At 46.1% G+C, this 16555-nt stretch carries 14 protein-coding genes and 1 pseudogene; 5 read left to right on the top strand and 10 right to left on the bottom strand.

Annotation, left to right across the window (positions count from 1 at the left end; all coding sequences use genetic code 11):
• Nucleotides 1–118: 118 nt before the first annotated feature.
• The 8 genes from R9X49_RS09925 to R9X49_RS09960 form a co-directional block, all read right to left on the bottom strand.
• Nucleotides 119–1804 (bottom strand): methyl-accepting chemotaxis protein, encoded by a 1686-nt coding sequence (locus R9X49_RS09925; protein ID WP_319848215.1) that lies wholly within the window; start codon nt 1802–1804, stop codon nt 119–121.
• Between the two features lie 135 nt (nt 1805–1939).
• Nucleotides 1940–2437: a chemotaxis protein CheW gene (gene cheW / locus R9X49_RS09930; RefSeq protein ID WP_319848216.1), complete on the bottom strand. Its 498-nt coding sequence runs from the start codon at nt 2435–2437 to the stop codon at nt 1940–1942.
• A 31-nt stretch (nt 2438–2468) separates the two neighbouring features.
• Complete coding sequence (gene cheA / locus R9X49_RS09935; protein WP_319848632.1) at nt 2469–4472, bottom strand: chemotaxis protein CheA; 2004 nt, start codon at nt 4470–4472, stop codon at nt 2469–2471.
• A 39-nt stretch (nt 4473–4511) separates the two neighbouring features.
• Nucleotides 4512–5564 (bottom strand): flagellar motor protein MotB, encoded by a 1053-nt coding sequence (gene motB / locus R9X49_RS09940; RefSeq protein ID WP_319848217.1) that lies wholly within the window; start codon nt 5562–5564, stop codon nt 4512–4514.
• A complete protein-coding gene (motA, locus tag R9X49_RS09945; RefSeq protein ID WP_319848218.1) occupies nt 5561–6448 on the bottom strand; it encodes a flagellar motor stator protein MotA in 888 nt (295 codons plus the stop codon). Before motA ends, motB begins: the two co-directional genes overlap by 4 nt.
• A gap of 134 nt (nt 6449–6582) precedes the next feature.
• Nucleotides 6583–7161: a flagellar transcriptional regulator FlhC gene (flhC, locus tag R9X49_RS09950; RefSeq protein ID WP_015840815.1), complete on the bottom strand. Its 579-nt coding sequence runs from the start codon at nt 7159–7161 to the stop codon at nt 6583–6585.
• Nucleotides 7162–7164: 3 nt separating this feature from the next.
• Nucleotides 7165–7515, bottom strand: coding sequence for a flagellar transcriptional regulator FlhD (flhD, locus tag R9X49_RS09955; RefSeq protein ID WP_015840816.1), 351 nt, complete (start codon nt 7513–7515; stop codon nt 7165–7167).
• 810 nt (nt 7516–8325) lie between these two features.
• Nucleotides 8326–9258, bottom strand: coding sequence for a DMT family transporter (locus R9X49_RS09960; RefSeq protein ID WP_319848219.1), 933 nt, complete (start codon nt 9256–9258; stop codon nt 8326–8328).
• Between the two features lie 310 nt (nt 9259–9568).
• On the opposite strand from R9X49_RS09960, the gene R9X49_RS09965 reads away from it, so the two are divergent.
• A complete protein-coding gene (locus tag R9X49_RS09965; protein WP_319848220.1) occupies nt 9569–11290 on the top strand; it encodes a methyl-accepting chemotaxis protein in 1722 nt (573 codons plus the stop codon).
• A 66-nt stretch (nt 11291–11356) separates the two neighbouring features.
• On the opposite strand, the gene dsrB is transcribed toward R9X49_RS09965, so the two are convergent.
• Complete coding sequence (dsrB, locus tag R9X49_RS09970; RefSeq protein ID WP_319848221.1) at nt 11357–11560, bottom strand: protein DsrB; 204 nt, start codon at nt 11558–11560, stop codon at nt 11357–11359.
• A 210-nt stretch (nt 11561–11770) separates the two neighbouring features.
• Here dsrB and R9X49_RS09975 point away from each other — a divergent pair, with 210 nt between their 5' ends.
• From R9X49_RS09975 to R9X49_RS09985, 3 genes are all read left to right on the top strand, one after another.
• A complete protein-coding gene (locus R9X49_RS09975) occupies nt 11771–13186 on the top strand; it encodes a diguanylate cyclase (protein ID WP_319848222.1) in 1416 nt (471 codons plus the stop codon).
• 275 nt (nt 13187–13461) lie between these two features.
• Nucleotides 13462–13680 carry a KTSC domain-containing protein gene (locus R9X49_RS09980; protein ID WP_180742553.1) on the top strand — a complete coding sequence of 73 codons (219 nt, stop codon included), beginning with the start codon at nt 13462–13464 and terminating at the stop codon, nt 13678–13680.
• Between the two features lie 215 nt (nt 13681–13895).
• A complete protein-coding gene (locus R9X49_RS09985; protein ID WP_319848223.1) occupies nt 13896–14252 on the top strand; it encodes a hypothetical protein in 357 nt (118 codons plus the stop codon).
• 18 nt (nt 14253–14270) lie between these two features.
• Here R9X49_RS09985 and R9X49_RS09990 read toward each other — a convergent pair whose 3' ends face one another.
• Complete coding sequence (locus R9X49_RS09990; protein WP_319848224.1) at nt 14271–15188, bottom strand: LysR family transcriptional regulator; 918 nt, start codon at nt 15186–15188, stop codon at nt 14271–14273.
• Nucleotides 15189–15316: 128 nt separating this feature from the next.
• On the opposite strand from R9X49_RS09990, the pseudogene blaCAR reads away from it, so the two are divergent.
• Nucleotides 15317–16330 (top strand): annotated as a pseudogene (gene blaCAR / locus R9X49_RS09995) (CAR family subclass B3 metallo-beta-lactamase).
• The last annotated feature ends 225 nt before the right edge of the window (nt 16331–16555 follow it).

Consider the following 16555-nt stretch of genomic DNA (forward strand, 5'->3'; position numbering starts at 1 on the left):
ATTTTTTAAATTATGACGAGTAAACAATCACCCAGCCGCCTTATACATAAGCGGCTGGGGATTGGCTCCGTAACGCGCCCTACAGCTTGGTTATTTATAGCCTATACGACGGTTTTTATCAGAACGTTTCCCAATTATCATTGGGTGAACCTTCTTTCGCTTTCTTACCGCCATTTGCTGATGGCGCCAGCAATACAGGCTTTTGGCCCGTCGTTACTGGTGTCGTTCTTCTAAAAGAACCCGCATCTTCAGACAGACGGAATACAGCAACAGCCTGATTCAACACTTTCACCTGTTCTTCCAGAGCAACCGCTGCGGCCGCAGACTCTTCGACCAAGGAGGCGTTTTGTTGCGTTACGCGATCCATTTCAGTCACAGCCTGACCAACCTGATCGATACCTTTACTTTGCTCATCTGAAGCCGAAGCAATTTCGCCCATGATATCTGTTACACGAGTGACCGCACTGACGATTTCTCCCATCGTCTCGCCTGCACTCTCAACCAGTACAGAACCTTCATCGACCCGGCTGACAGAATCTTCAATCAGACTTTTAATTTCTTTCGCAGCCTGAGCACTACGCTGTGCCAAACTACGCACTTCGCCTGCAACAACCGCAAACCCACGTCCTTGCTCCCCGGCTCTGGCTGCCTCAACCGCCGCATTCAGCGCAAGAATGTTGGTTTGGAAAGCAATACCATCAATCACACTAGTAATATCGGCAATTTTTTGCGAACTTCCAGCGATATTGTGCATGGTTTTGACAACATTATCGACGACCTTGCCGCCCTTCTGTGCCGTCTCTGACGCACTCAGCGCCAACTGGCTAGCCTGACGAGCATTTTCCGCATTCTGTTTAACGGTTGCGGTCAACTGTTCCATACTGGCTGCCGTTTCTTCTAGCGAAGCAGCCTGTTGCTCAGTACGTGAAGAAAGATCGTTATTTCCGGCACTAATCTCTGTTGCACCAGTATAAATCGCATCGGCACCTTGTCGAACCGCGCTAACCGTTGCAACAAACTCACTTTGCATATGGCGAATACTGTCAGCCAGAATCCCCATTTCATTGCTGCTGTGAAAGTTAGTTGTTTTTGTCAGATCACCTTTCGCAATGTGACGAATGTGTTCAACAATATTATTTAGCGGCCTGATTAATAGTTGTTGAATACCAATCCAGGAAATCAGAGCTAACGCAAAAACCAACACGATAATGAAACCAAGGATCCACAGCGCTGAGTCATAAGCTTCATCGTTTTTCACTATACCAGCCTGATAAAGTTTATCGCTTTCAGCTTTATAGGCGTAATACGCTTTTTCAAAGTTGTCCTGAAAACTTTGTGTCGGTTGCTCAATAAATTTTTTAAATTCCCCTGCATTCAAAAACTGAATTAATTCGGTTAACGCACCGTTAAGAGCCACATAATTCTCTTTTACTCCCCGGGCGATACTTTCATCCTGACGAGCATCTTGTGGCACTTTTTCATAGCGGGAGAAAAAATCGTTTGCTACGGACAGTTGCTTTTGAGCCGAAGCCAAAAGCTCTTTCCCACCGACACCAGCTCCCGTACCGCTTGCATCGAGCGCAAAACGCGTACCTGCCCGGTTAAGTGTATTGCGGGTCTGTAATAAATATGACCATGCTGAATCCAGTTCAGAACGCTTTTGGTTAATAACCTGCGTTGAGCTGAAGATATCCTTATCATTTTTTAATGCACTAAAGAATAAACCACCAGAAATAAGCTGAAGTGCCCCAAACAACACCAGTACAAGCATCAGACCTGTAACAACTTTTATACGGTTAAACATATAACGCCTTTTGAGTAGACCAACCACCGATGATATCGGCACTATTCTGGATATCTTTACGAATTTCTGAACTGACAAGGATACGACTAAGGAAGGTTTTCGGGGCTACTTTCGTAGCCCCAGAAGGCCGATGGATTAGGCTCTCAATACGCTATCAACCAGCGCCATTTCTTCGCTGCTCAACAGTTTTTCGATATCAACCAAAATCAGCATTCTCTCGCCCAGAGAACCCAAACCAGTCAGGTACTCCGTTGACAGGGTTACGGCAAACTCTGGTGCAGGGCGAATTTGGTCTGCGGTCAATGACAACACATCCGACACGCCATCAACGACAATACCAACAACACGCTGACCAAGATTCAGAACAATAACAACCGTATTGTCATCGTATTCAACATCCTGCTTGGCGAATTTAATACGCAGGTCAACGATCGGTACAATGACGCCGCGCAGGTTGGTAACACCTTTGATGAAGGAAGGTGTGTTGGCAATACGCGTTACCTGGTCATAACCGCGGATTTCTTGTACTTTTAAAATATCAACGCCGTACTCTTCGTCACCCAGCGTAAAAATCAGGAATTCCTGTCCTACTGTTTCGCCAGTTAATTTCGTGACGCTTGCAAGTCCAGTCATGTTTTCCACCCTTTATTAACGATCTGTTTTATTAAGCAGCAGTTTCAACCACACGCTTTTCACGATTAAGCGCTTGTAACGCTGAAACATCCACAATCAGCGCAACGCTGCCATCACCAAGAATGGTAGCGGCTGAAACGCCTGGTACCTTGCGATAATTACTTTCCAGGTTTTTAACGACGACCTGATGTTGCCCAATCAACTGATCGACCAACAAGGCATAACGCCGGCCCGCACTCTGCAGGATCACGACTATACCCTGAGTAGCATCCGTTTTAGCGCCATCCACATCAAAAATATGGAATAGCTCAACGAGAGGTAAATATTCACCACGAACTTGCAGTACACGCTCGCCACCAGCTAATGGGTACAGGTCTTCCGATTGAGGCTGCAGGGATTCCATCACAGCATTAAGCGGGAGAATAAAGACTTCGTTGTTAACTTTAACGGACATACCATCGAGGATGGCTAACGTTAATGGTAACAAGATTCTGATAGTTGTACCTTTTCCAGCCTGGAAGTGGATTTCGACATGCCCACCCATTTCCTGGATATTCCGCTTAACCACGTCCATGCCGACACCGCGGCCAGACACGTCTGTGACCTTCTCTGCGGTGGAGAAGCCAGGGGCAAAAATCAACATGCCCACTTCTTCATCAGACATCGTGTCGCTCACGGCCATCCCTTGAGACAGAGCCTTAGCCAGAATTCTTTCACGGTTGAGACCTGCGCCATCATCGATAACTTCAATACAGATGTTACCGCCCTGATGTTCCGCGGAAAGCGTCAGGTTACCCACCGCAGATTTACCTGCAGCAACGCGTTTATCTGGAGATTCGATACCGTGATCGAGGCTGTTGCGCACCAGGTGTGTCAGAGGATCGATAATACGTTCGATCAAACTCTTATCCAATTCAGTCGAACTCCCCATCAGCGTTAGCTCGACCTGTTTATCCAGCTTGGCAGCCAAGTCACGAACCAAACGAGGGAAACGGCTAAATACATATTCCATCGGCATCATACGAATGGACATGACCGATTCTTGCAGATCGCGGGCGTTGCGTTCCAACTGCCCCATACTGTTGAGCAGGTCACCATGTGCCACAGGGTCGAGTTCGCTTGAGCGCTGTGCCAACATAGATTGTGTAATCACTAACTCACCGACGAGGTTGATAAGTTGGTCAACCTTCTCAACCGCTACACGAATACTGGTATCACCGGTTTTTGCTTTATTTTTTCCATTTTCCGGTGCAGCTTGCGGTTTTGCAGCAGCTGGCGCAGACGGTGCAATTGGCGCTACCGGTGCTGGTGCTTCGACTACAGCCAGTGTCTCCACAACTTCAGCAACGACAGGTTGGCTGGCTACGGCAGATTTGAAGCTAATTTGCTCAGGTTCGAGAACAAAACACAGTACCGCACTAATATCGTCTTCACTTTCAGACGTGACCAGTGTCACTTCTACGCTAGTGTCGGTTTGGTGAGGATCTTTAACAGTTCCCAGATTACCAAGCTCTTCCAGCATCTGAGGTATTTCCTGAGATTTCAGGCCGGTTAATGCAATACGCATTTCACCTTTACCTGCAGCGCTAGAGGCCGGGCTGGCAGCGTTCTGTGTTGCAGCTGGTGCCTCTGCCTGGGCAACATCACCATCAGCTTTAGACTCCAGAGCGAGCTGGCGCAGGGCCTGACAGATATACTCAAAGCTTTCAGCATTGGGTTCCTGCGCGGTTTTATAAGCGTCCAACTGATCCTGCATAATGTCTTTTGTTTCCAGAAACAGGTTGATGATATCAGTGCTAAGACGCATTTCTCCGCGTCTTGCCCCATCGAGTAGGTTTTCTAAAATGTGTGTAGTTTCCTGCAATACTTTAAAACCGAACGTGCCTGCCCCCCCTTTGATGGAGTGAGCTGCTCGGAAAATCGCATTCAATTGCTCGGTATCAGGCTCTGACGGATCCAACAATAATAAATGTTGTTCCATATCTGCCAGTAATTCATCTGCTTCATCAAAGAACGTTTGATAGAAAGCACTCATGTCCATGCTCACGTGGTCACCTCTGCTGTGAATCGCGGCTTATTGAGAAGGCGTCGCCTGACTATCGGGCGCAGCAGGCAACGCGGTGGTTGGCTGCTGACGCTCTGGAGCAGGAACTCCATTAGTTGGTTGTGGCGATGCCCCACCACTTCCACTCGTATTATTATCACTATTTTCGGCAGCCGGAGTGGTAGGTTTAGGCTTATCCAACTCCATATTTTGTAAATTTTCCGCCTTGTCTATATTTACAGCAGAGCTTTCTGCATTTTCTTCTTCAATATCCTTTTGAGCTTGTCTGCTCAATACCAGCAAACTGATGCGTCGGTTAATCGCATCATTTCCACTTGTCGCCTGTTTGAGGTTCATTGTCGCAGCCATGCCCACAACGCGCAAAACTTTTCCATCAGACAAACCACCAAAAATAAGCTCTCGGCGTGATGCGTTGGCACGATCTGCAGACAGTTCCCAGTTACTATAGCCACGTTCCCCTGTCGTATACTGAACATCATCGGTATGGCCTGAGATACTCAGTTTATTGGGGAAATCGTTCAGGATAGGCGCTATAGCGCGCAGGATATCTCGCATGTAAGGCTCAACCTGTGCGCTCCCGGTTTTAAACATGGGGCGGTTTTGACTATCGATGATCTGGATACGTAACCCTTCATCGATCATTTCAATTAACAGATGCGGACGCAGTGCGCGTAGTCGAGGATCGGCCTCAATTAACTGATCCAGACGTTCACGCAATCTATTGAGTCGAACCTCATCCAGCTTTTTTTCCACGTTGTCTGTTTTGATGGCCTTTTTCACTTCACCATCTTGCTGGGTTGGATCGTTTCCTCCGCCCGGAATCGGGCTGGAACTGTCGCTTGATTTAGAACCTGAAGTTAACGCGACCTTTAACGGAGTACGGAAATACTCTGCGATTTGGGCCAACTGCATTGGTGTAGAAATTGCGATAAGCCACATTACAAGAAACAATGCCATCATTGCTGTCATGAAGTCAGCGTAGGCAATCTTCCAGGAGCCACCATGGTGGCCCCCATGTCCAGACTTACGCTTTTTGCGAATAATGGGATGTTGATGTTTCATGCGTTACTGTCCGACGCTTGCTGAGTCGGCGATTTCACACGACGAATGTGTTCTTCCAATTCGGTAAAGGAAGGACGCTCCGTTGAGTACAGCGTTTTACGACCAAACTCAACGGCAATTTGCGGTGCATAGCCATTAAGGCTCGACAGTAAAGTGACTTTAATGCACTGCAATACTTTGATTTTTTCTGCATTTTTCTGGCGCAGTAAAGCTGCCAATGGCGAGACAAAACCGTAAGCAAGAAGGATACCCAAGAAAGTTCCCACCATGGCGTGAGCGATCATCATCCCCAGCTCAGCAGCAGGTCGGTCAACATAAGCCAGCGAGTGAACAACCCCCATAACGGCGGCGACGATACCAAATGCCGGGAGACCATCCCCCATTAGCGTCAAGCTCGTCGCTGGCACTTCGCTTTCATGTTCAATCGTCTCGATCTCTTCATCCATCAGCGTTTCAATCTCAAACGCATTCATGTTGCCGCTGACCATCAAACGCAAATAATCGGTAATAAATTCAACGATGGTGTTATCAGCAAGGATATTCGGATAGCTTGAGAAAATTTCACTCTCGCGAGGGTTATCAATATCAAATTCCAGGGAAAGCATGCCTTGCTGACGGGATTTGGCCATCACACGAAAGAGTAAGGCCATGAGATCCATATACAGTGCTTTATTATACTTGGAACTTTTGACCAAAAGCGGTAACGCACGTAGTGTTGCTTTTATCGCCTTCCCATTGTTACCAACGATGAAAGCACCTACCGCCGCACCGCCGATAATCAGCAGCTCCGAAGGTTGATAAAGCGCACCCAAGGCCCCACCGACCATGAGATAACCGCCGAGTATCGAGGCCACAATTACGATATAACCCAATATAACCAGCACAAGGAATCCTTATAATAAAAAAGGTGGGCGGAAAGAGAGATAAAACTGCGGAGCCGTAGCCAGGACGTTCTTGAAGGAGAAATCTATCACCGCCTTCACAACCAACAGTGATAGATTCACAAATCGCTACAGACTCAGACTGCGTGTTTTACCTGTTCATCCAGCAGTTGAGGTATTATATCGGCAAGATTTTGCGAAAGTTTACGCTTTTTTACCGCTCTAGAAGGGGGTTGGCACAAACTACAAACAAAACTGTTTTTAGGTTGATGAGCATGAGTAATGAACATCCCTTTGCAGCAATTGCATGACGACAGTTGCAGCATACCGCTGTCAACAAACCGGACTAATGTCCAGGCTCGCGTCAATGCCAACAGTGGAGAATCGCTCTGCGGCGCACACTGTTCGAGATAAAGCCGGTAAGATTTAATAACCGCTTCTACACCACTGCACTGTCCATTCTTGATTAAAAAGCTGTATGCGTTGTAGAACATTGATGAATGAATATTCTGTTCCCAGGTCATAAACCAATCCGTTGAAAAAGGTAGCATTCCCTTGGGCGGCGGACTTCCTCTCAGTTCTTTATACAGTTTAATCAAACGTCCGCGACTTAACTGAGTTTCACTTTCTAACATCTGTAAACGAGCGCCAAGCGAAATGAGTTCCATTGCTAATTGGATATCTTTCGCTTCCTGAACAATACTTTTCTCCGCCATTACTTATGCCCTTTTCTTAGGCAGGTTTTCTTCTTTCGAAGTTAACTGTTGTAATAAGTGGCTCGACAACAGAATCCCGGTATGAATTTGCTGTAAATCATCCACACGCGATTCCTGAGTCAACACTTTGATTGTATTGTGATCGTTAAAACGGAAATGGCATATCAACTGGTTAGTTTCTGCCAATTTCACCATCTGCGGTAAAGTCAGTTGCATCAAGGTATCTGCCATCTCGTCATTGATTCCAAGACGAAACATCGCAGAAGCTTTTTCATCATTAATTAAGCGTTGCGCCAGTAACAAATAAGACAGATTAATGTCATAAATGTGTTTGAGTAATTCAGAGGTACCCATATTTCCCATCCCGACAGGCTATGTTTAAAACATAAGTTAGGTGATAGACCATATCGCCCAGTTCGAAAATCACTCTCCATTGATGGCATAAAAAACTATCGGTGCCAGATACTGCGAGTTACTACTTTATCATTTCTTATTCGGGCAATCGTTACTTGCCAACTTTACGCATCACGCTGCGAATCCGTTCATCCGTTGCTTTTTAGTCCCATCCTGGAGACCCGCTCCAACTAAAGCATAGGATTAATCCTAAAACAGCGCAACTGTACCGCCTAATCCGTAGCACATACAACGCGACTGAAGAAGGATTTTGGTCATTATGTGATACAGATCACATAAATGAAAGCATTATGAGCCAAACCTTGTCTGGTCAGATCACTTTTGTGCCTATTTTTACGCCAAAAACGCGCACGAAACGTTACAAAAAAGATCCTTGAAAATAATAAAAAAGAAACGATTTGCTTGCTATGTAAGTGATAGATATACAAAAAATCCATTGCATCTAAAACGCACACCGTTATGTAAGTTTATACCTTTCACGAAAAACTTACACTTTTTACCCAAAAAACTCTTAACCGCATGTTCTGAAGCAAAATTTATCTCTCTTCTGCCAGAGCACTGCTGCAACGACAACAAAACATATAGATATGACAGGAAAATGTAAGGAAGAAGATATTGCATTGATATTAAAGAAATTGGTGAGCTACTGGGATTGATTGCAGATGCTGTAGCGTGAAATCGTTCTGCTCTCAAATTTCACGCTACAGACCGTGTCTTCAGGGCGCTAGCTGGGTTAGATGACCGAGGCATCTACCGATCGCTTTTCACAACTCGGTTAACCAGCCAAATACCTGAACACACCAGGACGAGTGCAAAGAAATATTTCCACTCTAGGATACTTTCATTAAGGAACAGCGCTGACAGCAGCGTGCCAGATACCGGGATGAGGAAATTAAATGGCGCAACCATACCGACTCGATTGTATTTCAGCAGTTGGCTCCATAATGAAAAAGCGACTGATGAGAGCAAAATAAGATAGCCCAGCATCAGTACCGCTTTCCAATCCGGTATGATGAGTGTTCCACCTGTACAGTATCCCGATATCGTTAAAATGATCCCGCCAATAGCCAGTTGATAACCGGTCATCACCGTTGGATCCATCGTTTGCGATATTCGCTTACCATATATAGTAGATGCTGACAAAATAAAGGCTGCAATAACAACGAACCCATCACCCAACAGCGTAAAACCGATGCTCATTCCGTTACTGTTGATATTAACGACCATCACACCGACAAAGCCTAATATACAGCCAGTTAGCTTATTGATATTTAATTTATCATTCTGGTATAAATAATGAGCAAGCAGCACGCTGAAAAAAGTACTGGTTGCATTCATGATCGAACCTTTAACGCCCGTGGTATAAGCCAGACCGATATAGAAAAAAACGTACTGCAGTGATGTCTGGAATGTTCCCAGAATGCTTAGCTGGACTAACTGCCCACGCTGGAAGCGCCCGATAGACCGTCCACTTAGCACGGCAAGCGCTAGCAGCAACAGCCCGGCGAACGCGAATCGGTAGCCTGCGAAAACGAGTTTTCCAGGAATATCATTATCTGCAATGTGAAACAGTTCATAACCATTTTTAATTGCCGGATAAGCACTTCCCCAGAGCAAACAGCATAATGTGGCGATAAAAAAAACAATTTTTTTATCAGAAAAAAAATGCGGACGCTTTTCCAAGAAAAATTCCTCCGAAGATAGATTCGACATAATAGCGTTGAACCCCAGACAAATAAAGTTAGGAAACCAGACTCTTTATTTTTTATTATCATTCTGTATGATTTCGCATCACGTATTTCTCTTTTCTTTTTAAAGAGTTAAAAACGTGATCGGGATCGCACCGAATTTGATTAAGGTTTCTCAATATATGCCGATTATCTTTTACATTGGTTGTTTAGCTAATGGATTGTCATTAATGTAGACATTAAAACCTAAACGCCAATGCCACCACTAGTGGCATGGTAAATCATAAATTCCTGAGAATGAGCGAATGGATATGAAAATAACTTCAAGGTCTGAGCAGCACGCCGAGGCCGGCATGCTGAGCAATTTACGGCTAGTTCCCTTATTCGTCATTATTCTGGGTGGTATCATGCTGTTATTTGCAGCATCTATCGGCACATCCAGCTATTTTCTACAAAGCAGCAATCAGTCATTAGACGACGTTACACAAGAAATCGATACCCGCATGGGGATCTCAAACAGTTCCAACCACCTTCGTACTGCGCGTCTGTTGCTAATTCAGGCCGCTGCGGCTGCGCGTATTGGTGATTCTCAGGTCTTCAATGACAACCTGAAGCAAGCTGAACAGCGGCTGGAACAGTCAAAAAAAGCATTCATGGTCTATGAAGAGCGCCCGGTTAAAACACCGCAGGATATGGCGTTGGACGGCGATCTGCGCAAATCCTATGACGCTTATGTCAATCAAGGCCTTATGTTGATGCTTACTGCTGCAAAACAGGGGCTGTTTGAAGAGGTCATTACGCTTGAATCTGAAGAAACTCGGGTTTTGGATTTGGCCTATAACAAATATTTGTTAGAGGCTGTCGCTTACCGCACGCAAAGAGCGAAAGAATTAAACGAAACTGCGCATAAAAACGCGCTACTCGGGTATTCGTTGATGGGAGGCAGCTTTGCTCTGGCGACCGTTTTAACCCTTCTGACGTTCTTCCTTCTGAGAGGCATTCTCATCAAACCAATGAATCAGTTGGTTATGAGAATTCAGCGAATTGCGCAAGGCGATTTGACTCAAATGTCAGAACGTTATGGCAGGAATGAAATCGGTACGCTAGCCAGCAATGTTCAGCAAATGCAGTCTTCTCTGGTCACCACCGTCACTACCGTCCGGGAAAGTGCCGATTCGATTTATCAAGGTTCGACGGAGATTTCATCCGGTAACACAGACCTTTCCTCGCGAACCGAACAGCAAGCCGCAGCGCTTGAACAGACCGCGGCAAGCATGGAGCAATTGACTGCAACCGTGAAGCAAAACTCAGAAAACGCGCATCACGCAAGCCAGCTCGCAGCGAATGCTTCTGGAAAAGCCAAACAGGGTGGCGATATTGTTGCAAACGTCGTCAACACGATGAACAGTATTTCGGGTAGTTCAAAGAAAATCTCTGAAATTACCAATGTCATTAACAGCATTGCATTCCAGACTAATATCCTTGCGCTAAATGCGGCGGTTGAAGCGGCCAGAGCGGGAGAACAGGGACGCGGTTTTGCCGTCGTCGCCAGTGAAGTTCGTAGCCTCGCACAGCGTAGTGCGCAAGCCGCAAAAGAGATAGAAACGCTGATTTCCGAATCAGTCAACCTGGTCAATAGTGGTTCTGTTCTGGTTGATAATGCGGGTCAAACCATGAAAGAAATCGTCGATGCCGTGACTAACGTTACTGACATCATGGGTGAGATTGCCTCTGCGTCTGACGAACAAAGCCGGGGAATCACTCAGGTCGGCCAGGCGATATCTGAAATGGATAGCGTGACACAGCAGAATGCTGCGCTTGTTCAGGAAGCCAGTGCAGCAGCCGCATCACTGGAAGAGCAAGCCGCGCTGTTGACCCGTGCCGTTGCGACATTTAAGCTATCCGGACATTTATCAGGCTCACCGTCAACCCCTACCCGGCCGAACGCTCTGGCCGCGAAGGACCGTTCCTCACTCGCCCTCCCCCGCCAAGCCAATACGGAAAACGGTAACTGGGAAACGTTCTAACAGTATGACGGGTATCATTGCGAGCATTGTTCACACGGACAATGCTCGTCTACCGATATCTTCCTTTTACTCTTTTTCCGGCAACGTCTTTGGCTCAACAAACGTACCATCTTTACTGTCAGCCTCATTGAAAAACCAGATACCGGCTGGGTAATCTTTTAATGCAACTAAATACATTATCCCTTCCTGAAACGTTTCCACAGCCAGAATCGTCCCTTCACGGCGCGTTTTCCCATCGGTTTTAACTGTAACCAGATCATTAACTTTCATAAATTTATCTCAAAATAGCTTCTAACATCAAAAAAACAGCATTATCATTTGCAACTACGGTAGTAATAGTACCTGTATGAAATGATTAATTTTATTTGTTTTTAACAACGCCATATTGACCCTCTCTGTCATTAAATATCGATTATTCAGGCAAAAAATTGATCGTTTCTATCCTAGTACATCCGACATATTCGCAAAAGAGATTAAAAGTTGAACGAACTATTGAACGTTAATGAACAGAGAGATAACGGTGAGTTGGACTACAATCAAGTCATAACATCAGAATGGATGCAATTGATAGCCACAACCTCACAGAAATCTTTTAATCTACTGCGAACCCTCTCCGATCAGAAAGCGTCCGACTTTGCTGACGAGTTCTACTCTTACATGCTCAAAGATCAGGAAGCCTCCCTTTTTCTTTCCAGCCAGCAAGTCCACGATCGCCTCCATGGATCGATGAGCAAATGGATAGTAGATATTCTAACGAATACCGGGGAACATCTGGCTGACCTGATTAATCATCAAAAGAAAATTGGCCAGATTCATGCGCGTATTGGTATTCCTGTCGATCTGGTTGAGCGCGGAGCCCGACGTCTAAAATGGCACCTTTATGAAGACATCGCACTGGTTGCCGAAGATAAAGCACTGTGTTTTGATGCCATGCGTTTTGCCTCTATCTCTATGGATATCGCCATAGAAATCATGAGTAAAACCTATTCTCAATCGCACGATCTCGCGGCCAAAAATGAAGAATCCTATCGGCTATTTTCCATTCTGGAAAATGCCAGTATGGAGAGAGAGCGTCAGAACGCATCACTACTAAACTGGGAAAATGCCTTTATTTTCAGCGTTGCTACGGGTACACCTCTTTCCAGTATCCAGGACCTGAGTGATTCAGAGTTCGGGCTGTGGTTTAACCACAAGGGGAAATCCAGTTTCAGTAACATTCAGGGGATACGCACTATCGCCTCGATCATGACGGAAACGGATGAGTATATTCGCGGCTATAGCACGACGGCACTACTGACCCAGCAGGATTACGCTCCGCTACTTAAAGCTGTCAGAAGCAAGATTTATAAAATAAATATGCTGCTGGGATCGCTATTTGACGAAGTCCAAAAACTGGAAAGCGGTAAGGATACCTTGACCCTTCTGCTAAACCGTCGCTTCCTGCCAACCATTCTTCGGCATGAAATATCGCTGGCAATGCACTCAAGTACCCCGCTCAGCATTGCCATGATTGATATTGACCATTTTAAAACCGTCAATGACACATATGGCCATGCGGCTGGCGATAACATCCTGAAAAGGATTGCAGAAGTGCTCTATGAAAGCACGCGGAACAGCGACTATGTTTTCCGTTACGGCGGGGAAGAATTTATGATCGTACTGATTGAAACGCCCAAAGTTGCCGCCTACACCATCATCGAGCGGCTGAGAAAAAAAATTCAGGATCACCCGATTTATCTCCAAAACGGTGAAAGCGTTACAATGACCATCAGCGCAGGCATCGCCGTGTATGGTGGTCATCCAGATTATGAATGTCTGATAAAGGCGGCAGACGATGCGCTCTATCAGGCCAAGGCCAACGGCAGAAACAGGATCGAATACGCGCCGGAAGAATAACTCTTTACCTTGTTGCAAACCTGCGCGTCTGTCCACAGTCGAAAAAGAATAGCCCGCTATTCTTCATCGCAGGTTTGCATCCTCCCGCTAATCAAACAGATGGATTCCCCCACCATTGAACAAATTCACAGCATAAAAACGATAAACCATCGATTTTACTAACCAACCCGCCAGAAATTTGATACATATTCAATAAATAAGCATGATCGTCGACAATGCATCATGCCGTGAATCTTTGATAGTTTGATCTTATTTACGCAGGGGAGGAACGAGCATTGCAGCGACAGCAGGTTTCATCGTCACGAATTTATTCCATTGGGTACGATCCAAAGACGCATAACCTTGAGATAGAATTTCATAATAAAGAGATCTATCAATATGTTGGCGTACCAGAATCTATCTATAAAAAATTTATTTCTGACGCTGTCGTCTCTAAAGGTCGCTTCTTTGATGGCGTGATAAAAGATAAATTTTTATGCCGAAAAATCAGATAAAAATTTAGCCATCACCGCGTCGATATTTGTCGTCGTTTCTTAACGACGACGTAAAGCATCGCTTTGCACCACATCTATTTGCCCTTTACTCTCTCAACCGTCTTCCAGCACCACAACTCATCATATGAATTAAACATATATCCACGTGGTATCTTCCCGATAACATCCCTTCAGACTGTGTGAGTATCTATCCTGTCTAACTAAGGAGAGTACCTATGATCGCATCGGATATTCAGGGGGCTAATCTTTTATTTGCCCAGTCCAGTAAGCACGCTATTGCGCCAGATGAAGATACTTTCAAAATGGCACTTGAGAAGGCAAAGGATAGCGGACAGATCTCCAGACATGAACCCAGCGCTAAAGTTGAGCCCCAGCGTTCGAAAGCAGCGCAGGAATTTATGGACTGGGTCTCCATGTCTCATGAAGAAAGATTATTTTTCTCCGTACTTGCATCCATGGGAATATCCAAGGAGCAATATGAGGCAATGCCATTAGAAGAACGCATGGCGTTAGATCTCAAAGTACAAGAGCGTATAAAAGAAATGGCGGAACAAGGTCAACAACTCGCGTAATGACAATAAACACACCTGTTATAGAGGTATGGGCGACACCTTAGCGTCATTAACCTTATCGCCCGCCAAGTCAGCAAGTAAAAAATCCAGTAACGTACGCGTACTGGAGGGTAAGTATTTGCGTGAACTGTATAACGCATAGACACCCAACTCCGGCAGTGAGTAGTCCGCCAAAATGCGAACCAGTGCGCCGGTACGAAGGTAAGGATCCGTCGTAAAAGCAGGCAAGTGCACGATGCCCTCTCCCACAAGTGCAGTGTGCAGAAGTACCATGCTGTCATTCGCTGCAAAATTGCCTGTGACGTCCACTTCATCCATCATCAGATCTGTACCGTTAGCTGACGGAGCTTGAAAGCGCCAAACATTGCCAAAGCGAGTATGGTACAAGCAGTTGTGTTGCCTGAGATCGTCTGGCCGCAGGGGCGTTCCGTTGCGCGCCAGATAATCGGGAGCCGCACAAACGACAGAAGCACAAAGGGTCAGCTGACGCGAAATCGCACTCGGTTCGAGCTTGTCACCTACATGAATAGCCAGATCAATCCGTTGCTCCACCAAATTTACTGACGCATCCTTCAGCACCATTTCGATAGCCACCTTAGGATATTTGGCAACGTAGCGCCTCAGTGCATCGGCCAGATAGGATTGACCAAATGAAATGCTGCTAGCAACCCGGATTAGACCATTAGGTTCCTGATTTCGACTTTCAAGGGCCGCTCCAATGTCATCATTCAACGTTAAAATTTGTCGACAGTAGGACAAAATCTCGCTACCGGCACTCGTCAGCCCCAAACTGCGACTGGAGCGATGCAATAACCGAACGCCAAAGGCTTTTTCCAGCGACGCAATATAGCGCGTAGCCATGGCCCGCGAGATATCCAGTTTGTTTGCAGCGGCCGTAAGGCTCCCGAGTTCAACCACATCCACAAATACCTGCATGGCAACAAAGCGATCTATAACCCATCCTATTGTTCGAAATATGCAACATTAGTTTGCATTAACGCCATTTATTCGTCCGAATTCTGCAACTATAGTCTGGGTTTTACTATCCGGACAAGAGATAAAGAATGAAAAACCAATGTATTACACCTCTGGCTCTTTTCTTGCTTTGCTGTGGTACGGCCGCGATGGCTCATACCTCCCCTGTGCAAGATGCCAACACCAAAAGCACCACGACTCCCGCACTGACAGGATGCGGACCATCCTCAACCATCAACCAGCTTTTTGAGCAATTTCGAAGCAGCGGAAAAATGCCGGCGGAACTTGGACGCTGGCTGAATGATGCAAAAGCCCAGACTGTCGAGCCCTACAAGGCCTTTGATAATGTTTACTATGTCGGCATTTGCTGGGTTTCGGCATGGCTCATTAAAACCAGCGAAGGATCAGTGCTGATTGATACGCTGTACGGTGAATTTACGGACCAGCTTATCGAGAACATAAAGAAAGTCGGCATCGACCCGGCAGATATCAAAATGGTACTGCTGACGCACGGACATTTTGATCATGTTGGTGGTGTATCTAAACTCAAGCAGTTAACCAACGCGCGTTTCGTCATGTCTACGGAAGGCTGGCAGGAAGCACAGGCAGATGCGGCAAAATCACAAGGGAGAGCCGACGCCTGAGTTATGCCTGCACCAGCAGCCACGGACATTCAGGTTAAAGAGGGTAGCGTGCTGAAGGTCGGTGATTCCACCTTTTATGCCTATCACACTCCCGGCCACACTTGGGGAACCACATCCTATGCACTGGATGTCAAAGAGGGAAAGAACACCTATCACGCGATGACTATTCGCGGATTGGGGCTAAATGCTATCGACGGCCCGCAGCAGGTTGAGGCCTATATCCGTAGCATCGATCGTATCAGAGCAATGGTGAAAGACACCTCACACCCAGTTACCATACGCCTTACCGCGCATCCTTTCAGCAATGGGCAAATTGAGGTGCAAAATCAGTTAAAAGTGCGTCGACCCGGCCAGCCGCATCCGATGGTGGATGCCAAAGGACTACTCCAGCAGCTTGCTACGCTCCGCGCTGGTGCCGTGGAACGACTCGTGGTTGAACAAGCTCAGATTAAAAAATAAACGTCCCGATGAAGTTCACTGAATAAATGAGGATCTGTAAACACAGCCTTGGGTTTCCAGCTCAGAATATATTTATATCAACTGTCCTTTATGCCATTAAAACCGTGGTAATACGGGACAAAAGCCCCACCCAAGCAGGACCAGATAGGGTAATAATTATTACGACCGTTTCTTTCTGAATTTCTCGTCGTTTTGTACGTATCGTAGAGAGTCCAGTATTAGCCC

The organism is Pectobacterium carotovorum (assembly GCF_033898505.1).
Classification (GTDB): Bacteria; Pseudomonadota; Gammaproteobacteria; order Enterobacterales; family Enterobacteriaceae; genus Pectobacterium; species Pectobacterium carotovorum_J.